The organism is Antrihabitans auranticaus, from assembly GCF_016481275.1.
Classification (GTDB): Bacteria; Actinomycetota; Actinomycetes; order Mycobacteriales; family Mycobacteriaceae; genus Antrihabitans.
The window spans coordinates 687,884-706,700 of the sequence record NZ_JAEMNW010000003.1 but is presented as its reverse complement, the minus strand read 5'-3'; the positions used below and the strand labels follow the sequence as shown (position 1 = coordinate 706,700).

The 18,817-nt window shown below is 65.2% G+C and carries 19 protein-coding genes; 8 read left to right on the top strand and 11 right to left on the bottom strand.

Annotated features, from left to right (window positions below):
- Window positions 1-13: 13 nt before the first annotated feature.
- The 4 genes from JGU72_RS17525 to JGU72_RS17510 form a co-directional block, all read right to left on the bottom strand.
- Complete coding sequence (locus JGU72_RS17525) at window positions 14-1,990, bottom strand: M13 family metallopeptidase (RefSeq protein WP_307828488.1); 1,977 nt, start codon at window positions 1,988-1,990, stop codon at window positions 14-16.
- A gap of 51 nt (window positions 1,991-2,041) precedes the next feature.
- Window positions 2,042-2,812 (bottom strand): pirin family protein, encoded by a 771-nt coding sequence (locus JGU72_RS17520; protein ID WP_199685204.1) that lies wholly within the window; start codon window positions 2,810-2,812, stop codon window positions 2,042-2,044.
- A gap of 153 nt (window positions 2,813-2,965) precedes the next feature.
- The gene (locus tag JGU72_RS17515; RefSeq protein WP_199685203.1) at window positions 2,966-3,937 is read right to left on the bottom strand and encodes a pirin family protein; all 972 of its coding nucleotides are present in this window, start codon (window positions 3,935-3,937) and stop codon (window positions 2,966-2,968) included.
- 107 nt (window positions 3,938-4,044) lie between these two features.
- The gene (locus JGU72_RS17510) at window positions 4,045-4,620 is read right to left on the bottom strand and encodes a dihydrofolate reductase family protein (RefSeq protein WP_199685202.1); all 576 of its coding nucleotides are present in this window, start codon (window positions 4,618-4,620) and stop codon (window positions 4,045-4,047) included.
- 78 nt (window positions 4,621-4,698) lie between these two features.
- Here JGU72_RS17510 and JGU72_RS17505 point away from each other — a divergent pair, with 78 nt between their 5' ends.
- Together JGU72_RS17505 and JGU72_RS17500 are read left to right on the top strand one after the other, a co-directional pair.
- A complete protein-coding gene (locus tag JGU72_RS17505; RefSeq protein ID WP_199685201.1) occupies window positions 4,699-5,289 on the top strand; it encodes a TetR/AcrR family transcriptional regulator in 591 nt (196 codons plus the stop codon).
- Window positions 5,290-5,299: 10 nt separating this feature from the next.
- A complete protein-coding gene (locus JGU72_RS17500; protein WP_199685200.1) occupies window positions 5,300-6,037 on the top strand; it encodes a lysophospholipid acyltransferase family protein in 738 nt (245 codons plus the stop codon).
- On the opposite strand, the gene JGU72_RS17495 is transcribed toward JGU72_RS17500, so the two are convergent.
- A complete protein-coding gene (locus JGU72_RS17495; protein ID WP_199685199.1) occupies window positions 6,034-6,348 on the bottom strand; it encodes a GNAT family N-acetyltransferase in 315 nt (104 codons plus the stop codon). The two genes, JGU72_RS17500 and JGU72_RS17495, sit on opposite strands and share 4 nt — an antisense overlap.
- 75 nt (window positions 6,349-6,423) lie before the next feature.
- On the opposite strand from JGU72_RS17495, the gene JGU72_RS17490 reads away from it, so the two are divergent.
- Window positions 6,424-7,530: a glycerate kinase gene (locus JGU72_RS17490; protein WP_199685198.1), complete on the top strand. Its 1,107-nt coding sequence runs from the start codon at window positions 6,424-6,426 to the stop codon at window positions 7,528-7,530.
- On the opposite strand, the gene aroQ is transcribed toward JGU72_RS17490, so the two are convergent.
- Window positions 7,523-7,963, bottom strand: a complete 441-nt coding sequence (aroQ, locus tag JGU72_RS17485; protein ID WP_199685197.1) for a type II 3-dehydroquinate dehydratase — start codon at window positions 7,961-7,963, stop codon at window positions 7,523-7,525. The genes JGU72_RS17490 and aroQ overlap by 8 nt on opposite strands.
- Window positions 7,964-8,042: 79 nt before the next feature.
- Between aroQ and JGU72_RS17480 the strand changes: the two genes are divergently transcribed.
- A complete protein-coding gene (locus tag JGU72_RS17480; protein WP_199685196.1) occupies window positions 8,043-8,453 on the top strand; it encodes a VOC family protein in 411 nt (136 codons plus the stop codon).
- Here JGU72_RS17480 and JGU72_RS17475 read toward each other — a convergent pair.
- Window positions 8,395-10,005, bottom strand: coding sequence for an ABC-F family ATP-binding cassette domain-containing protein (locus tag JGU72_RS17475; protein ID WP_199685195.1), 1,611 nt, complete (start codon window positions 10,003-10,005; stop codon window positions 8,395-8,397). The genes JGU72_RS17480 and JGU72_RS17475 overlap by 59 nt on opposite strands.
- A 204-nt stretch (window positions 10,006-10,209) precedes the next feature.
- Window positions 10,210-10,761, bottom strand: coding sequence for a hypothetical protein (locus tag JGU72_RS17470; RefSeq protein ID WP_199685194.1), 552 nt, complete (start codon window positions 10,759-10,761; stop codon window positions 10,210-10,212).
- A gap of 86 nt (window positions 10,762-10,847) precedes the next feature.
- Here JGU72_RS17470 and JGU72_RS17465 point away from each other — a divergent pair, with 86 nt between their 5' ends.
- Complete coding sequence (locus JGU72_RS17465) at window positions 10,848-12,146, top strand: MFS transporter (RefSeq protein ID WP_199685193.1); 1,299 nt, start codon at window positions 10,848-10,850, stop codon at window positions 12,144-12,146.
- Here JGU72_RS17465 and JGU72_RS17460 read toward each other — a convergent pair whose 3' ends face one another.
- Window positions 12,147-12,719, bottom strand: coding sequence for a pullulanase (locus JGU72_RS17460; protein ID WP_199685192.1), 573 nt, complete (start codon window positions 12,717-12,719; stop codon window positions 12,147-12,149).
- Between the two features lie 170 nt (window positions 12,720-12,889).
- On the opposite strand from JGU72_RS17460, the gene JGU72_RS17455 reads away from it, so the two are divergent.
- Complete coding sequence (locus JGU72_RS17455) at window positions 12,890-13,690, top strand: hypothetical protein (RefSeq protein ID WP_199685191.1); 801 nt, start codon at window positions 12,890-12,892, stop codon at window positions 13,688-13,690.
- Here the strand turns inward: JGU72_RS17455 and JGU72_RS17450 are convergent.
- Window positions 13,677-14,240 carry a hypothetical protein gene (locus JGU72_RS17450; protein ID WP_199685190.1) on the bottom strand — a complete coding sequence of 188 codons (564 nt, stop codon included), beginning with the start codon at window positions 14,238-14,240 and terminating at the stop codon, window positions 13,677-13,679. The genes JGU72_RS17455 and JGU72_RS17450 overlap by 14 nt on opposite strands.
- Window positions 14,241-14,273: 33 nt before the next feature.
- Window positions 14,274-15,749: a CCA tRNA nucleotidyltransferase gene (locus JGU72_RS17445; protein ID WP_199685189.1), complete on the bottom strand. Its 1,476-nt coding sequence runs from the start codon at window positions 15,747-15,749 to the stop codon at window positions 14,274-14,276.
- Between the two features lie 74 nt (window positions 15,750-15,823).
- Between JGU72_RS17445 and JGU72_RS17440 the strand changes: the two genes are divergently transcribed.
- Together JGU72_RS17440 and JGU72_RS17435 are read left to right on the top strand one after the other, a co-directional pair.
- A complete protein-coding gene (locus tag JGU72_RS17440) occupies window positions 15,824-16,417 on the top strand; it encodes an NUDIX hydrolase (RefSeq protein WP_199685188.1) in 594 nt (197 codons plus the stop codon).
- The gene (locus JGU72_RS17435; RefSeq protein WP_199685187.1) at window positions 16,414-18,786 is read left to right on the top strand and encodes a DUF6049 family protein; all 2,373 of its coding nucleotides are present in this window, start codon (window positions 16,414-16,416) and stop codon (window positions 18,784-18,786) included. Before JGU72_RS17440 ends, JGU72_RS17435 begins: the two co-directional genes overlap by 4 nt.
- The last annotated feature ends 31 nt before the right edge of the window (window positions 18,787-18,817 follow it).

Sequence of the window (18,817 nt, the reverse complement as noted above, 5' to 3'; positions counted from 1 at the left end):
GCGGCTGACCCCGCTACCAGATCCGAACCCGCTGCTCGGGCTCGAGGTAGAGCGCATCACCCGGCTCGACATCGAACGCGTCGTGGAAGCTGTCGAGGTTGCGAACGACCCCGTTGCAGCGGAACTCCGGCGGTGAATGCGGGTCGATTGCGAGGCGGCGTATTGCCTCTTCGTTGCGGGCCTTGGTGCGCCAGACCTGCGCCCAGCCGAAGAACACCCGCTGCAGACCGGTCAGCCCGTCGATGGTGGGCGCTTCCTTACCGTCCAGCGCGATTTTGTATGCCTCGAGCGCGATCGACAGACCGCCCAGATCGCCGATGTTCTCGCCGATCGTGAACTCACCGTTCACCTTGTGCCCGGGCAGCGCCTTCGGCTCGAACTCGCCGTATTGCTGGATCAACGCTGCCGTCCGCTTACCGAACTCGGTGCGGTCGTCATCGGTCCACCAATCGACCATATTGCCGTCGCCGTCGTACTTCGCGCCCTGGTCGTCGAAACCGTGCCCGATCTCGTGACCGATCACGGCGCCGATTCCGCCGTAGTTCGCGGCGTCGTCCGCATCGGCATCGAAGAACGGCGGCTGCAGGATTGCCGCTGGAAACACGATCTCGTTCATGCCCGGGTTGTAGTACGCGTTGACGGTCTGCGGGGTCATGAACCACTCGTCGCGATCGACCGGACCACCCAGCTTGCCCAGGTCACGGTCGTACTCGGCGGCGTAACCCCGCCTGTAGTTGCCGACCAGGTCGGCGGCGTCGATCTCGAGGCCCGTGTAGTCGCGCCACCTGTCGGGATAGCCGATCTTGGGTGTGAACTTGTCGAGCTTCTCGAGCGCTGCCGACCGCGTTACCGGACTCATCCATTCGAGGTCGGCGATGTTGCGCCTGTACGCCTCCTGCAGATTCTCGACCAGCTCGAGCATTCGCACCTTCGCCGCGGCAGGGAAGTGCCGCTCGACGTACAGCTTGCCGACCGCTTCACCCAGCAGGTCCTGGACGAGCGAGACGCCGCGCTTCCACCGTTCGCGATTCTCCTCGGCACCTGTGAGCTTGCGGCCGTAGAAGGCGAAGTTCTCGTCGACGACGGCGCCCGTGAGATAGGGGGCACGCGAATGGATGAGCCGCCAGGTCAGCCACGCTCGCCAGTCCTCGATCGATTCCCCTGTCCACAGCGCGGCGAACTCACGAACGAAGCTGGGTTGCCGCACGACGATTTCGGCAAAGTCTTCCGACGACGCGCCGAGTGCACTGACCCAGGCGATCCAGTTGAAGCCGGGGCTTCCGGTCACGAGGGCGTCGAAGGAGACGAGGTTGTAGTTGCGTTCCGCGTCGCGGCGCTTCACCACGTCCCAGTGGTGCGCGGCGAGCTTGCGCTCGAGCTCGAGGACGGTCGCGGGGTCGTAGGAGACCCCTGCGAGCTCGAACATCCGCCCGATGTGCGCGAGGTAGCCGGCGCGAATCTCGTCGTATTCGTCTGAGCGGTAATAGGACTCGTCGGGCAAGCCGAGTCCCGACTGCGCGAAGTGCATCAGGTAGCGCGTCGAATCCTTGGCATCGGTATCGACGTAATGCCCGATCGCACCGCCGACACCGGTCCGTTGGAGCCGGCCGAGGACTGCCGCCAGCGTGTCATGGTCGCCCGCGTCGCGAATGGCTGCGAGCTCTTGCGCGATCGGTTCGAGCCCCGCGCTCTCGACGGCGTCGACGTCCATGAAACTCGCGAACAGATCACCGATCCGCGCTGCATCGGTGCCGGGTTCGGCCTTGGAGTCCGCTGCTTCCTGGATGATCGTCTGTACATCGATCTCGGCCTGGTCGTAGAGCGTCCGGAAGGCACCGTCGACTGCGCGGTCCGCAGGAATCTTGTACTCGTCGAGCCAGCGCCCGTTGACGTGGACGAAGAGGTCGTCTTGGACACGGGTCACCTCGTCGCGATGACTGAGATCGATCCCTGATTGCACGGTCGGTTGCTGGGCTACGTCAGACGTCACGGGTTCCAGTATGCCGAGACCCACCGACTCGTGCCCGCCGGGCGCCGTCGCCTAGGGCGATCCAGCCAGCCGGGCGTGCATTTCCCAGACCAACACTTCCGCGGGAGCCTGCGCGACTATCCGCTGGCCGCCGGTATTGCCCAACCGCACGGCATCGCCCGCGTACAGCGTCCCGACCGCTTCCATAGAAACCTCGCCGCGCGTCACGAAGACATGTAGGAACGGTGCGTCCGGTAGGACGATCGGTTTGCCGGGCTGTAGCCGGGCCGCGTGCAGCGCGGCATGCCGGTTCCTGATCCCGATTGCTGCGAAGTCCCGGTAGCGGTCCATCCCGGACGCTATGGCGATCAGATCGCCGCCTGCAAGGTCCGGCTCGACTTCCTGCTGCTGATAGCCGGGCGTGCTGCCGGGCTCGTCGGGTGCGACCCACATCTGCACGAAATGCACTGGATTGGAATGAATTTCGCCGCTTAGCCGCCACGAGTCGTTCTTCTCCGAGTGCAGGATGCCCGATCCAGCGCTCATCCGCTGCGCAAGCCCGGGGTAGATCACGCCCGAGTGCCCGATCGAGTCCTGATGTACGAGGCTGCCCTCGAGCACCCACGTCACGATTTCCATGTCACGGTGCGGATGAGTGTCGAAACCTTCGCCCGGCGCGACGATGTCGTCGTTGTTGACCAGCAACAGGCCGTGATGGGTGTTGTCCGGATCGTAGTGTTGCCCGAACGAAAACGAATGCTTGGAATCGAGCCACGCGACACGGGTCTTGAGTCGGTCACCGCCGCGATGCACATCGATGTGCGGTGTCGCTGGTGCGGCCATGCCGTTCTCCTTCCGGCGCTACCCTGCCCCGCAAGCCTACGATCACTTTCCAAGATCGTCCGCGAATTGCCTCACGTGCGTCGCGCGTCGCTTTCCGGGTCGGCCCCCACGGCGACCCGGAAATGTGCGAAATGCTAAGCAGAGCAGACGAATTCAGCGCTGGCGGTGCGGCATGATCGCGCCGTCCGGAATCACACCGAACCGTCCCGATTGGTAGTCCTCGACCGCGGCGATCAACTCCGCACGGGTGTTCATTACGAACGGTCCCATCATTGCGACGGGTTCACCGATGCGCTGTCCACCGAGTAGCAGGACCTCGAGCGCCGGCCGGTTGGAATCCTGAGATCGGTCCGCCGCGAGGGTGATTCGGTCACCGGCACCGAGCACCGCCAGTTGGCCCTGGCGAATGGGCCGCTGTTCGGCGCCGACTGTCCCCGCGCCGGACAGCACGTAGACGAGTGCGTTCTGCAGGGGCGACCACGGCGTCGAAAGCTGCGCGCCGGGCTGGATCGTTGCGTGCGCCAACGTGATCGGCGTGTAGGTCGAACCCGGACCCGCATTGCCGCCCAACTCACCGGCGATGATCCGCACCAGGGCACCACCGTCGGCGGAGCTGACGAGAGTCGCCTGGCCACCGCCGATGCTCTGATATTTCGGTGCCGCGAACTTCGCCGACGACGGCAGGTTCACCCACAGTTGGACGCCGTGGAACACACCGCCCGACATGACAAGTTCTTCCGGCGGCGTCTCGATGTGCAGAATGCCGGACCCCGCCGTCATCCACTGGGTGGCACCGTCCTCGATCAACCCGCCGCCGCCGTGGCTGTCCTGGTGCTGGAAGCGTCCGTCGATCATGTAGGTAACTGTTTCGAAGCCACGGTGCGGGTGCCAGTCGGTGCCCTTGGGCTCGCCCGGCGCGTAGTCGACTTCACCCATCTGGTCCATATGAATGAACGGGTCGAGGTCTGCCATCGGGACGCCGGCGAAGGCGCGGGTTACCGGGAAGCCCTCACCCTCGTAGCCCTTGGGGCCCGTCGTGATGGATTTGACGCGCCGTTCCTGGTCACCGAGCGTGGCCTCGGACAGCCGCGGCAACGTGAGCGTATCGGCGGTAACTGCAGCCATGATGGCCTCCCAAACTAGTTCAATGTTCAACTACCTGTCGAAAACGACGCGCTGCGACCGAATATTCCCGACCACTATCGCATCGATCTTATCGACCGGGAGCGCAATCAGACAGCGCGGCGGTAGCTGTTGAAGACGACGCCGTTCGTGTGCGTCTTGGTGTCCACCAGCGCGAACGGCAGCGGGCCGTGCGATCCAGCGAACATCGGGATGCCCGCGCCGAGGACGAACGGATAGCACTTCACGACGAGTTCGTCGATCTCGGGCAGCAACTGTCCCGCAAGGTCGGCGCCGCCGCACAGGTAGATACCCAGGCCTTCTTCCTGCTTGAGCCTGCGGACCTCCTCGATGGGGTCGCCGGCGACAACCGCGACAGTCGGATCGTCTATTTCCAGCGACCGCGAGAAGACGTAGCTGCGAAGATGCGGAAAAACGTTGGTGAAGCCCGCGGCGATCGTCGGCTCGTAGGTCTTGCGACCCATCAAGATCGTGTCGAAACGCCTGTTCGGGGCGTCCTCGGGCACACCCAGAGCCGAGCGCACATGGACTGGGAGCGTCTCCGGGTACTCCGCAGCAATGGTTTCCAAGTGCTGACCCGTCACCGGAAGCGCGTCGGGCGAGCCGTCCGGCGCAGCGATGAAGCCGTCGATCGTCGTCGCGATGTAGTAGGTCAGGGTTCGCAAGGTGCCTCCAGGTCTTTAACTACCACTTCTGTTGTGGTTAAACTACCACGGCTGTTGTGGTTCTGCTAGTGTCGCCACATGGTGGCCAATCCAGAACGGCGCGCGCATTTGTCCGATGCTGGACTGCGGGTACTGGCCAATGCCGGCACCCGTGGTCTCACGCACCGGGCTGTGGACCGCGAAGCGAGCGCTCCCGAGGGCACAGCGGCAAATTACTTCCGCTCCCGCGACGAACTTCTCGGCGCGCTGGGAGAGCGCATCTTCGAGCGCCTCGCGCCCGATCCGCAACGACTCGAGCAACTCGGCGCGCGCCAGCCGAGCATCGACCTCGCCACCGACTACGTCCGCTACATCGTCGAGCGCACCACCGCCGAACCCGATCTGATGCGCGCACTCTTCGAGTTGCGGCTCGAGGGAACACGCCATCCCGGGCTGGCCAAAGTGCTTCGCGAGACCCTGACCAGGGCATATCGGATGGATGTCGACTACAACCGCGACGCCGGACTACCCGGCGGCCCGTTGGAGATCGCCCTGTTGCACTACGCGGTCGACGGTCTGCTGTTCGACCTGCTGACCACGTCGATCGGAGCGGACTACTCCGCGGACGAGGTCCTGCCGATCCTGGTGCGCCGCATCCTCGGCCCGGCGACCCCGGGCGACGCATCGTAGAGTCACCGCTATGGAACCACCCGAGGTCATACTCGAGAACAGCGACGCGGTCTACGACTACTACCTGGCGCACAAGCAGAACTGGCTGCGGGCTCAGGCGTCGTACGCGATTCTGGGGTTCAAGTACCGTCCACGGATCGAGTACCGCGAAGGCGCGAAGGCGAAACTGAAAGAACTCGTGAAGTCGAACTCGCGCATCATCGTCGCGGTCAATCACCTGAGCACGAGCGATCCGTACACCGTCGCTGCGATGGCAGCGCGCAGCCCGCTGCGGCCGACCATCGGCAAGTCCCGCGTGCTAGCCAAAGACGAACTGTTCGAGGAGCCCGAGCAGCGCGGAAAGGTCGACATGATGGGCGGGATTCCCGTCTTCCGCGGCAAGAACCACGGCATCCGCGCGGTCAACGCGGCAGGCCAGCGCATGATGGACATCTGCGCCGAGCGGATGGCGCGCGGCGACGACCTCGCAGTGTTTCCCGAGGGCACGTGCAATCTCGAGGACCCCACCAAGGTGCAACCGGTCGGCAGCGGTATCGGGCACATCGCAGCCCGGGCGATGAAGCTCGGCGTGAAGCCGACATTCGTCTACATCGGGCTGAGTTACGGGCCCAAGCAGGAAACGTTCAAGTCGGCGAGCTTCTTCATCGACACACCGAACTCCGACCTGCCTGCCCGTCCGCTCGACATCACTCGTGAAGTCGCGCGGGGCATGCAGGTCGCGCTCGACGAAGCAGTCGCCAGGTACTAGGCGGCCGGCAATCCCAGGCGCTCCCGCGCCCACTTCGGCACTAGCTCCAGGTACTCCGGATTCTTCGAAACGTACCTGTGGACGAATGGACAGAACGGCAGGACACCGAGTCCATCGGCGCGCGTCTTGTCGAGCGCGTCCTTGATCAGAATCTTCGCCAGGCCCTGGCCCTCGAACTGCGGATAGACCTCGGTGTGCACGAATGCGCGGTTCGCATCGGCGTTCTCGTAGGCAGCAAGCCCCGCCAGCTGGGTGCCGACGTAGATCTCGAAGCGCTTGTGGTCCGTGTTCTGTTCGACCCGTGTGTCCATGCCCCCAGACTTTACCGGTAGGTCCCGACGGGGGCGCCGAGTTGAGACAGCGCGAGCCGCCCCGCAGACTTAGCCATGATCGTCGTCATCGCACCCGACAAATTCAAAGGCTCGCTGACCGCGGCGCAGGCCGCCGACGCGCTCGCCGCGGGCATCGGCGAAAGTCACCCGAACGCGACGATCCGCAAGGTACCTGTTGCGGACGGCGGCGATGGCACTGTCGCAGCGGCGCTCGCCGCAGGCTGGGAGGCCGTCGACGTCGAAACGGCCGGACCGACGGGCGAGCCCGTGACCTCGGTGTATGCGATCCGCGGCGACACGGCGGTCATCGAGTTGGCGAACACGGTCGGGCTGGTGCTACTGCCGAACGGGCGAATGGACCCCCTCGGTGCGAGTACTTACGGTCTCGGAATCGTCATTGCCCACGCGCTGGACCGCGGCGCCCGCACCATCGTGATCGGACTGGGTGGCAGCGCCTCGACCGACGGCGGTGCGGGGATGCTGCAAGCACTCGGCGTCCGGATACTCGACGCCGGCGCTCAGGAGGTCGAGCGCGGAGGCGCGGGCTTGCTGCGCGCGGACCGACTCGACCTGTCCGCGCTACATCCCGCCGTTCGAGACAGTCGATTCGTCATGGCCTGCGACGTCGACAATCCGCTCCTCGGCGATTCGGGTGCAGTCGCCGTCTACGGACCGCAGAAGGGGGCTGGCCGCGATGACCGCACAACGCTGGAGGCAGCGCTGACGCACTGGGCCGGCCTGGTCGCGCGTGTGACGGGAACGGACTCGCGCACCACTGCGGGGGCGGGTGCCGCCGGCGGAACCGGATTCGGCGCGATCGCACTGCTCGGCGCGCAGCAGCGGCCAGGCGCCGACTTCGTGCTCGAGCTGGTCGGTCTCGCGGACGCACTCGCCGGCGCCGACCTCGTCATCACCGGCGAAGGCTCACTGGACGAGCAAAGCCTCTACGGCAAGGCGCCGATCGGTGTGGCCGCACGGGCGCACGCGGCGGGCATACCGGTCGTCGCTGTCGCCGGACGCAGCATCTTGACCGCCGACCAGACCGAGGCTGCGGGATTTACCGCGATCCACACCCTTGCTGAGATCGAGCCGGACCTGGCGAGGTCCATGGCCAACGCCGCCGACCTGCTGCGCGAGATCGGTTCTCGAATCGCTATGTGATCTGCGCGAGCCGCTCGATAGCGGCCACGTAACCGTAGACCCCCAGCCCGCAGACGACTCCGCTGGCGATCGCGGAGACGAACGAGCGATGCCGAAACTCCTCGCGCGCGTGGACGTTGGAGATGTGGACCTCGATGATCGGCACCTCGGGGATCACCAGCGCGTCGCGTAGCGCTACCGACGTATGGGTAAGGCCACCAGGGTTGATGACGATCGCGGATACGGCGCCGCGGGCCTGGTGAATCCGGTCGATGAGCGCGCCCTCGGAGTTCGACTGGAACGACTCGATTTCGCGGCCGTGCCGAGCGGCCGCGTCCTTACAGAGTTCGACGACGTCGCTCAGGGTCTCCCGGCCGTAGACCTCGGGCTGCCGCGTGCCGAGCATGTTGAGGTTAGGTCCGTTGAGGACGAGGATCGGTCCCTTCTCAGGCATGGGGGAACAGTACCAGCGGGAACAATTACCGTACGATGTACGTTAAAGGCGTGACCGCGCTCCTACAGTTGGGAATCCCATGAAAATTTCGTCGTCCGCAATCTCGATCAACGTCGCGAACCCGGAAGCGTCGGCCGCCTTCGCGAAGACACATCTCGGCTTCATCGAGGACATGGCGGCGGACGGGTTCGTGTCGTTGTCGCGCCCGGACGCTGGGTTCAACTTGATCTTCCTGCGAACCGGACTCGGCTCGTTCAAGCCCGCGACCCATGCGGGAAACGGCGGTGACGGGCTGCTCATCGCGTTCGTCGTCGACGCAATCGACGCCGAATACGACCGCTTGCGGGGCGAAGGTGTCGAGATTGCGACGCCGATCGAAACCGAGCCGTGGGGCGAGCGCTATTTCCAAATGCTCGACCCCAACGGCGTGGTCATCCAGTTAGTCCAATGGGTGTCCGATCCGGCGGAGTACCAAGCCCCGACTCAGTGAGCTCGACCCATCTCGTGACGCCGATCTCGCGCAGAAACGCCAGGTCATGGCTTGCGACGACCAACGCGCCGCGGTAGTCGTTCAAGGCCTGGGTGAGGTGCGCGAGGCTCGGCAGATCGAGATTGTTCGTTGGTTCGTCGAGAAGTAGCAACTGCGGCGCGGGCTCGCCGAGCAGCAGCATCGCCAGCGCCGCACGCAGTTGCTCACCACCGGATAGGGCACCTGCAGGCTTGTCCGCATCGCTTCCCCGGAACAGGAACCGCGCAAGCTGTGCGCGTATCTGTTCCGTGGATGCGTGCGGTGCCTGCGCCGCGACGTTCTCGACGACGCTGCCTGCATCGTCGAAGATGTTCAGTCGCTGCGGCAGCATTCGCCACGGCACCTTCGGTCCGGCGTCGGCAATCTCGGTCAGCAACGTCGTCTTGCCGATGCCGTTCCTGCCGATCAGAGCAATTCGCTCGGGTCCCGTGATCGTCAGTGACACGGTCGGTCCGTTGCGCAGCGCGCGTTCGCTCAGTTCGATGACCGCGTTGCCCGGATACAGCTGTGTCCCAGGCATATCCACTCGAATCTCGCGATCGTCGCGGATGGCCTTCTGGGCTTCCGTCAGCTGAGCCTCGGCACCGGCGAGTTTGTCGAGATGGTTGTTGCGCAACTTGCCGGCCGATTCCTGCGCCGCCATCTTGCGCAGCCCACTGATGATCTTGGGCACACGCTTCTCGTCTTCTGCCTTCTTCGCGAAGCGCTTGCGCCGGTCCAGTTTGATCCGCGCTTCGACCAGCTCACGCGATTGCCGCCGCACGTCGCCGCGCGCATCGCGCACCGAAGCGCGCGCTGCCTCCTGCTCTGCCTCGATGATTCGCTGGTATTCGCCGAAGTTGCCGCCGAACATGCGGATCGCGCCGTCTCGCAACTCCGCGATCGACGTTGCCCGATCGAGCAATTCCCGATCATGGCTGACGACGATCACCACGCCACCGAACGCAGCGACGGCGTCGTACAACCGATGCCGCGCGGCGAGGTCGAGATTGTTGGTGGGTTCGTCGAGGAGCAGCACGTCCGGCTCCTCGAGCAGCACCGCGCACAGCGACAACAGAACGGCCTCACCACCGGACAATGTCCCGATCGTGCGAGCCAACTGCTCCGGCCGAGCAGCAATGTGACCGAGCCCGAGCCTGCCGAGTACCGCAAGTGCGCGCTCGTCGATGTCCCACCGCTGTCCGACGACGTCGAAATCGTCGACGTCGGCGGAGCCTGCTTCGATACGCTCGAGCGCCCGCCTGATCCCGTCGATGCCGAGCACCTCGTCGATCTTGCGTTCGGTGTCCAGCGCGACGGTCTGGCGCAGGTACCCGATCGAGCCGGCAACGGTCACCGACCCGCGTTCCGGGACGAGGTCGCCGGCTATGAGTCGCAACAGCGTCGATTTGCCCGCGCCGTTGCTGCCGATCAGGCCGGTGTGGCCGGCGGGGAACACCGCATCGAGCCCTGCGAACGCAGGGTCGCCGTCGGGCCAGGAAAAGGTGAGGTCGGAAATGGACACGGAAGTCATGGGTCCTCCAAAGGGGTACTCAAAGGAACGCGCCGTAGCGCCTGCCTGCGGTATCACTTCTGGAAGAGCACGACTCCGACTCCGATCATTGGCCGTGCGCGGGTGGAGAGTCTGCGGGTGGAGAACCTAAGGACTCGCTAGCCGCGCACAGGGGCGTAGACCTAACTTAGGCCGCACCTTTGCGTCGGGCAAGCGAATTAATTCTCAGAGCTCGGGACCCTCGGTACGCAGATCGTCGACCTTCTTCATCGCATCGCGGAGTTCGGCCAGCCAGGCCTCCGCGTGCTGCCCGGCGAGCTTGACGGTCCAGGCGAGCGCATCCGACCGCGACCGCGCGACACCTGCATCTACCAGCGTGTCGAGCACTTTGCGCTCCGGCTGCCGCAGCCTCGTCATGACCGGCACAGCCATGTGGGTGAAGAGCGTCTTCTTACCGTCGACGGTCACGCCCCATGCGACTTTGCGGCCATACCTGGCCTCGGCCTCGTCCGCTATTTGCATACGAGCCGAGCGCGTCGTTTCACGGAAGCGGGCGACCACGCCGTCCTTCGTCGCATCCGAATCGGAGTCGGGTAGCGGAAGGTCGCCAACCACGACGATCTCCTCACGGTCGACCTCCACCGACGCCGGACCTGTGAACCAGTCGGCCGGGAGTCGGCCCGCAAACCAGTCCGGCGCGTCGTCCGCTGCAGGCGCATCGGCCTGCTGCCAGCCGCCGGGACGGCCGAATCCATGTCCTCGAGGTGAATGTTTCATGGCAACTCCTATTCGTTTGTAATGATGATTACAACGTTACACCGCAAACCTGAGTGGCGCCCGTACCTCGACTAAGGTCGACAGCCGTGGTCGAAACCGAGTCCGGACACAACTTCGGGCGGCTCGGTGCCCTCATCAAAGAAACCCCGGACCTGCGCCGTCTCGCCGTGCTGCGGCTCACTGGTCAATTCGGCGACGGCATGTTCCAGGCCGCCCTCAGCGGGGCGATCCTTTTCAATCCAGAGCGCGAAACCGACCCGTTCGCCGTCGCGGCCGGCTTCATCGTGCTGCTTCTGCCGTACTCGATACTCGGCCCCTTCGCCGGCGCACTACTCGACCGCTGGGATCGCCGGCTCGTCCTGATGTATGCAAATGTCCTGCGGGCAATCCTCATTGCCAGCACGGCGACGGCCCTTCTGTTCGGGATCGGCGAAGGAACCCTGTTGCTTTTGGCACTGGCTGTCGTCGGCGTCAGCAGGTTCGTGCTCGCCGGTGTCTCAGCGGCACTTCCCCTGGTGGTTCGACCGTCGTGGCTCGTTCCGATGAACTCGGTACTCGCAACGGTCGCCTCGGGATTCGCGGGACTCGGTGCGGCAACGGGAGTCGCTGCGATCGCGCTGATCGGTGAAGGCGACGTAGGTTCCGCGGTCGCGGTATTCGGGAGCGCATGCGGATCGATCATCGGTGCGGCCGCCGCGATTCGATTCGCGCCCCGCCGACTCGGACCGGCCACACCCGAAACCGCACCGACCACAGGAGCGGTAGTCCGCGCGGTCGCGTCCGGACTGCGGACCGGTGCGCTCGCCGTATGGCGAGCACCCGGCGTCACCACCGCGATGATCGGAATCGGTGCGCATCGAATCGTCTTCGGTGCCAACACCCTCGTCATGGTGCTGATCCTGCGTGAACCGAATCAAGGCGACGCTATGCCCGGCGGCCTCGTCGGCTTCGGCGTGGCAATCGCAGCTACAGCGACCGGGATGCTCATGGCCGCGATCGTGGCGCCGTTCCTCATTCCACGCCTCGGCCGGTCGCGGACGATCACCGTGGCGGTGACGTCCGCGTTCTTCGTTCAGATCGGGCTGATCGCGACGCTGTCGCACCAGCTACTCCTGGTCGGCGCGTTCCTGCTCGGTCTTGCGGGCCAAACCATCAAGCTCACCGGCGACGCAGCGATGCAGATCGACATCGACGACTCCCGCCGCGGCCAGGTGTTTGCACTACAGGACACCGTTTTCAACATTTCGTTCGTGCTCGCACTCGTCGTTACCGCGGCCAGCGTCCCACCGGACGGGCGATCGCATGTGGTGGTTGTAGCGTTCGCCGGTGTGTACGTGCTCGGATTGGTCGCTATCGCTTTCAACCGGCGCAGAACTCCGAGCTGATCAGGACTGGTCCGCGTCCAAGACGGCATCGAGAATCCCGTCGCCGTCTGTATCGACGAGTGCGATGTCGGGTTGACCGGTCACCACCAGCGAATCGAACCGCTTTCCCGAATCGCCCGTCGACCCCAGCAGAATTCCGTCCGCCCGGAGGTCGTGATCGGTATCGACGACGGCATCCGTCGCCGAACCGTCACCGTCGTAGTCGACCAGAGCAGTCGCAGCTTCCTCCGCTGCGATGAGGTGCCGATGTCCGGAGCTGTCTCGCCATTCGATGCCTGCCGCGGGCTCGGCGACGGACGTCGGCCGAAGTACCGCGTCGTTCCAGATTCCGGTTCCCGTCGGATCGGCGTAGAACACGTCGACCTCGCCGTCGTCGTCAAGATCCAAAGCCGCTGTGTCGGCAACGAGGTCGTGGTCCGAATCCCACATCGCGTCGTCGATCAGACCGTCACCGTCGAAATCCAGCGCGACCGCGTCCGGTGCGCCGAGTTCACCGAGATCCCGATCCGGCGCCGACGACCACGACGTCGGGTCGTCGGGTCCAGTACCGAACGAGTACTCGATTCCGCCCATAGCTTCTTGGACGCACGCGGGCGTCGTTCGGTTCCAAGGTCGAGGATCGGCCGTGCGTTAATCCGGGTACCACGTAAATTCACGCTCCACCGCAGGTCACAGGACTGTCACAGAGATCGCAGCTCCGACACGCGGCGGGGTTAACCTCTGGCACGTATTGTCGTCGAATCATGACCTCGTATTTCGATCCGAAGTCCTGGTCACCTTTTCGTGCCGCCGAGGTCGGCAAGTCATGGTTGGACCAGTGGGTCGCCGTCACGTCTTCATGGGTCGATCCGGTAGCGACGCTCGGCGCGGGAACCGTCACCGCCTTGCTGCCCGACGTGATCATGACGATGCTCACCGACGGCATCCTCAGCCGATTCCTCGGGCAGGAAATCGACATAACCGTGCACGGCAGGCGGGTCGAGGGCATCCTGCGACTTCTCGCCGTCCGCAGACGGGGTGCGCTGTTCGAGGCGGAAATCGAACTGACCGACGTCGATTGGGACAACTATCCGATCGAAGAAATTCGCGTCGTCGCGAACGGCATACGGCTGGTCCCGGGCGTCCCGACGCGCATCGACGCCGAGCAGCTCGACCTCGAGGGCGTCGTCAGTGTGTCCGCGGTCGTCGCATGGCTGAATACGCGCGGTCTCGACTGGGAACTCGAGGCGCAACGCAACGGTTTGATCAAAGCAACCAACCGGGATCGACGCTTCGTCGCCGTGGTCGATGCGTCCGTCCGCGACGATCTCGTCCGGATCGAGGTCCAGAGCGCGCGCTGGTTCGGCCTGCCGATGCCGGGGAACATGATCCCCAAGCGACATATTCAGCTCGCGCATCTTCCCAACGACGCCCGGATCGTTCGCGCGGTCCGGGACGGGTCGAAGATCAAGTTCAAGATCGACGTTCCGGACGTCCGCGGAGCGGTCGATCTCGGTCAGATCCGCGGCGCGATCCTCGCCGGCACAGCCCTTATTTTCTGGTAGCTGAATCCGCCGTCAACCAGCGCGTCTGGCGATCGCCGAACATCGACGCGGCACCCGCGACAAGCAGGACCGCCTGAAGGGCGAGGATCGCTTCGTGGGCTGCGTCGTTGTCGGTGAACGTCACGTAGTACCACGCCGCGAGAACGAGGATTTCGACAACCGCGAGACCTGCGAGCAACCCGCGAGCCGCGCGACTGTGCCGCACGATCAGCACCGCGACCAAGCCGAGCTGAAACACGACCAGCATCAGAACGACCGCAGTCACACCCTTCGGTAACGCATCGGTGATCGCACGCGCATTCTCCAGGTCCTGCGGATCGATGTCCTTCGCCATGTCTTCGAACAACGCGACCGAGTTCTCCTCGAATCGTCCCGCCGCATAGATCGCGGTTGGGATCGCGAGTAGTCCGGACAGCAACCACAACACCGCGGACACCAGCAGCAAGACCGGCCGTGTCTCCGAACCGGCGACGTTCAGCGGCCGCACCGCGATCGGCGGTCGCGGCGGGGGACCGGAACGGGTGCTCGAACCAGGTTCGGGGGACTCCACTGATCCAGTATCGGTGCCGAACGGTCTCCCGTGTCAGCCGCCACGCGGGCGGTCTTGCCACCACTGGACGAGCGCGGCCTCGGCCTCGTCGCGGTCCAACGGTCCGCGATCGAGGCGCAGTTCCTTCAAGAACCGCCACGCTTCGCCGACGAGCGGACCCGCCGGAATGTCGAGCAGTTTCATAATTGCGTTGCCGTCGAGATCCGGGCGGACCCGTGCGAGGTCCTCCGCCTCCTGCAACCGGGAGATCCGGGCCTCGAGGTCGTCGTACGTCGCTTGCAGCGCCGCCGCACGGCGCTTGTTGCGTGTCGTGCAATCGGCACGGACCAGCTTGTGCAGCCTGGGCAGCAAATCGCCGGCATCCGTGACGTATCGGCGCACCGCCGAGTCGGTCCACTGACCCTTGCCATAGCCATGGAAGCGCAAATGCAGAAACACCAGCTGCGCAACGTCTTCCATCAGATGCTTCGGATACTTCAGCGCACGCATACGGCGCCGCACCATCTTCGCTCCGACGACTTCGTGGTGGTGGAAGCTCACGCCGCCGCCGTCCTCGAGCCGGCGCGTATCGGGTTTACCGATGTCGTGCAGTAGCGCGGCCCAGCGCAAGACAAGATCGGGGTCACCATCCTCGAGGTCGACCGCTTGCTGCAGGACCGTCAGCGAATGCTGATAAACGTCTTTGTGCTGGTGGTGCTCATCGATCTCGAGCTTCATGGCCGGTACTTCCGGCAGCACCCGTGCAGCCAGACCCGTTTCGCACATGATGTCGATTCCGTCGGTCGGATGTGCGCCCAGAAGCAACTTGTCCAGCTCGGTCCTGACCCGCTCGACCGTGATGCGATCGATCTGTTCGGCCATCTCGACGATCGCTTCCAATACGCGCGGTGCCAGCGAGAACCCGAGCTGGGACACGAATCGCGCCGCGCGCAACATGCGCAGTGGATCGTCGTTGAACGAATCCTGCGGCAGCGCCGGAGTGTCGAGCACACCCGCGAGCAAAGCGCTCATGCCGTCGAGCGGGTCCACGAACTCTTGCACGCCGTCCGCACCGATCCGCACGGCCATCGCGTTGACGGTGAAGTCGCGACGGATCAAATCGCCCGCGAGTGTGTCGCCGTACGCGACGATCGGGTTGCGGGACACGCGGTCATAGGCGTCCGTCCGGTAGGTCGTGATCTCGACCTGGTGGCTGCCCTTCGACGCGCTGACCGTTCCGAAAGCCAAACCGCCCGTGTCCCACAATGCGTCGGCCCAGCCGCGCAGCAGCTCCTGGACCACTTCTGGGCGGGCATCGGTGGTGAAGTCAAGATCCTCGCCGAGCCTGCCCAGCACTGCGTCGCGCACCGAGCCGCCGACCAGGTACAGCTCGTGACCGTTCGCCGCGAACAGCTCGCCGAGCGGGGTCAGAACGTCGGACATACCTCGCAACGTGATTGCCGCGGCCGCCAAAAGCCGGTTACGCCGTTCGCTATCGGGCTCGGGTACTACTGATCGGGGGTCGGGCACGACTGTGCAGCTTACCGGCGCACTTCAGTGCGTCGTGTGAGGTCGAGGGCGATGACATAGCTAGAATGGATCGGGTGTCTCCCGCCGAACGCGCGAACAATCGCCGCCGCCAGCCGCGGCGGCGGAGTGCGGTCGGGCAGTCGGCAAAACAGCGACTGAAGACGGTCCGCGAAACCTCCGCCGGCGGCTTGGTCATCGATGGACTCGATGGCCCACGAGAATCGTTGTGCGCCGCCTTGATCGGCCGTACGGACCGGCGTGGCAGGCTGCTGTGGTCGCTGCCGAAAGGGCACATCGAACAGGGCGAAACCGCCGAGCAAACCGCCATGCGTGAGGTAGCGGAAGAGACCGGAATCCGGGGCGCGGTCATGGCCTCGCTGGGGAGCATCGATTACTGGTTCGTGGCCGAGGGCCGCCGGATTCACAAGACTGTTCACCACTATCTATTGCGTTCGCTGGGCGGCGAACTGTCCGATGCGGACATCGAAGTGACCGAAGTCGCATGGGTTCCGCTGTCGGAACTCGAAAGCCGGCTTGCCTACGCGGACGAGCGCCGACTGGCCGAACTCGCTGGAAAGCTCATCGAAGACATGGAAACGCCGCCCGGCGGCATTCCGGTGCAGAAGCCCGCGCAATCCACACCCGTTCCCCACGCCGGCAAAGAATGACCCTTCGCTGGACTCGCACCGCATGTGCGGCACTGGCCGTCGTCGCGCTCGGGCTGGGCCCGGCCGGGACGCTGGCCGTCGCGACCCCCTTCATCGAGGCGCCCTCGTCCGACGCCCCCGAATTCCTCGACCTGACCATCGACGCGGTGACGCCGAGTTCTGTCACCACCACCAGCGATCCCACCGTGACTGTGACCGCGACGGTGACCAACGTCGGCGATCGGCCGGTGACGGATGTGAGCGTCCGGATGCAGCGGGCACCCGCGGTCGCGACCGCGGCGGAGTTGCGCACGTCGTTGACTCTCGATCAGCACAACTTCGATGTGGTCGGCGAGTTCGTCACGGTCTCCGAGCGACTCCCCGCAGGTGAGCACCAGAGGTTCTCCCTCGAAATGCCGATGCGGGCGGCCGTTGCTGCGCCGGACAAACCCGACCTCGAGATCACCGCGCCGGGCGTCTACCCGATGCTGCTCAACGTCAACGGCGCGCCCGAATTCGGCGACGACGCCCGCCTCGACGACGCGCGCTTCCTCCTTCCCGTTCTCGGCTTGCCAGCGGACCCGACCGCGCCGGATCCGGCCAGTCCCGAAGCGCGGCCGATTCCGCCGTCGACCGCAAATCCGGTAGCCACGACCCTGCTCTGGCCACTCGCCGACCGGCCACGCCTCGTCGCGGGCCGCCCCGGTTCGCTCGACGAGTCGGTAATCCTCGTCGACGACGACCTCGCGACCTCACTGGCCAAAGGTGGCAGGCTCGATTCCCTGGTGAGCGCTCTCGAGTTCGCCGTCGAACCTGACGTGGACCGGGAAAAAGAACTCGCAGACAGCACGTGCATCGCGATCGACCCCGACCTGCTCGTCACCGTCTCGAACATGACTCGTGGCTACCTCGTCCGCGACGACGCGAACGACGCCAACAGCGACACCCACGAGGGCACCGGAGCGACGGCCGCCGCGGAGTGGCTCGAGCGGGTCCGGGGGCTTGCGTCCGAGATGTGCACGATCGCGCTGCCGTTCGCGCAGGTGGACCTGCCCGCGGTACGCGCCGTCGACAACAAAGACCTCAGCACGAGCGCCGTCGTCGCGCCTTCCGACGTGGTCGACAATCTGCTTTCGACGACCTCGATGCGTGGCGTGACCTGGCCCGACTCCGGTTCGATCGACGACGACACCGGCGCGTTTCTGCATGACCTAGGTACCGACACGCTGCTCCTTGCGCGCAACGCGGTCGACGCTGCCGAACCGGTACCGGATCTCGTACGCATCAACTCCACCGCACCGACCGAACCGAAGCCCGGCGATCAAGGTGACGAGCTTCTGCACGCCGCGACCTTCGACGTCCAAGCCGCGACCGCGCTCGCCGCCGTGGGTCCCGCGCCGCAGACGCCGTCGTTCACGCCGTCCAAGAGCCGCTACGAACTGCTGGACGATTCACCGACGGCGCGCCTGCAGGACGCTCTCGGCGCAATCACGTGGCCCGCGATCTCACCGCCGAACGACCGGCCCCGCTCCATGCTGCTTGCGCCACCTCAGGAATTCGGCGCGAACCGTGACGAAGCCGGCGCGATCCTCTCCGAGGTGTCCACGTTGCTGAGGTCTGGACTGGCTGTGCCGCGCAAGCTCGCCGACCTCATCGCCCGACCTCCCGACCCGCAACCGGTCGACCTCGTCTACACCCAGCAGGCGGTGGACGACGCAATACCCGACGACTTGCGCGACGCCGCACGGACTCAGGCTCCGCGAGTCGGGGCGTTGCTGAGCTCGCTCGTCGAAGATCCGCAGACGCCACTGACGCCGCGCCTGTTCGGTGCGCCCCTTCGCGAGGACCTGCTCCGCGCGATGTCGCTCGCAGGACGCAGGGACGACACCAAATCCGCAGCTGAGGAGGCCGCCCGGGAGCGCATCAGCGAGTCCGTCAGCGCAGTCGACGCCATGTTCGACGCCGTGACGATCATCTCTCCGGGCGGCGGTTACACCCTTGCCAGCGAACAGAGCCCACTAGTGTTGGTCGCGCGAAACGATCTACCGATCGGCATAAACGTCCGGTTGCGCATCGACGCGCCGCCGGTCATGAAGATCACCGACATCGGCGAACAGCAACTACCCGCGCGTGGCAGTCGCGCTTTGCGGGTACCGGCCGAAGTGAGCGACACCCGCAACCTCTTCGTCGATGTTGCATTGACCACACCGAGCGGTCACGAATTGGGCGAACCGACAACAGTTTCGGTTCGATCGAACGCATATGGGCAAGCGTTGGCAATAATTACCGGATGCGCGGGTGGGTTGCTGCTCCTGCTTGCCGGGCGGCGTTTGCTGCATCGGTTCCGGGGCCAACCAGATCCGGCGGACGAAGGGCATGAACGCATATGACGGGTAGCGGCTACGGCGGAGGTAACGCCGC

Bases quoted from the DNA above. Each gene is read 5' to 3' on its own strand.
- JGU72_RS17460 (WP_199685192.1), bottom strand. From the start codon at position 12,719: ATGGGCGGAATCGAGTACTCGTTCGGTACTGGACCCGACGACCCGACG.
- JGU72_RS17470 (WP_199685194.1), bottom strand. From the start codon at position 10,761: ATGAAACATTCACCTCGAGGACATGGATTCGGCCGTCCCGGCGGCTGG.
- JGU72_RS17475 (WP_199685195.1), bottom strand. From the start codon at position 10,005: ATGACTTCCGTGTCCATTTCCGACCTCACCTTTTCCTGGCCCGACGGC.
- JGU72_RS17480 (WP_199685196.1), top strand. From the start codon at position 8,043: ATGAAAATTTCGTCGTCCGCAATCTCGATCAACGTCGCGAACCCGGAA.
- JGU72_RS17490 (WP_199685198.1), top strand. From the start codon at position 6,424: ATGATCGTCGTCATCGCACCCGACAAATTCAAAGGCTCGCTGACCGCG.
- JGU72_RS17455 (WP_199685191.1), top strand. From the start codon at position 12,890: ATGACCTCGTATTTCGATCCGAAGTCCTGGTCACCTTTTCGTGCCGCC.
- JGU72_RS17515 (WP_199685203.1), bottom strand. From the start codon at position 3,937: ATGGCTGCAGTTACCGCCGATACGCTCACGTTGCCGCGGCTGTCCGAG.
- JGU72_RS17520 (WP_199685204.1), bottom strand. From the start codon at position 2,812: ATGGCCGCACCAGCGACACCGCACATCGATGTGCATCGCGGCGGTGAC.
- aroQ (WP_199685197.1), bottom strand. From the start codon at position 7,963: ATGCCTGAGAAGGGACCGATCCTCGTCCTCAACGGACCTAACCTCAAC.
- JGU72_RS17435 (WP_199685187.1), top strand. From the start codon at position 16,414: ATGACCCTTCGCTGGACTCGCACCGCATGTGCGGCACTGGCCGTCGTC.
- JGU72_RS17495 (WP_199685199.1), bottom strand. From the start codon at position 6,348: ATGGACACACGGGTCGAACAGAACACGGACCACAAGCGCTTCGAGATC.
- JGU72_RS17505 (WP_199685201.1), top strand. From the start codon at position 4,699: ATGGTGGCCAATCCAGAACGGCGCGCGCATTTGTCCGATGCTGGACTG.
- JGU72_RS17500 (WP_199685200.1), top strand. From the start codon at position 5,300: ATGGAACCACCCGAGGTCATACTCGAGAACAGCGACGCGGTCTACGAC.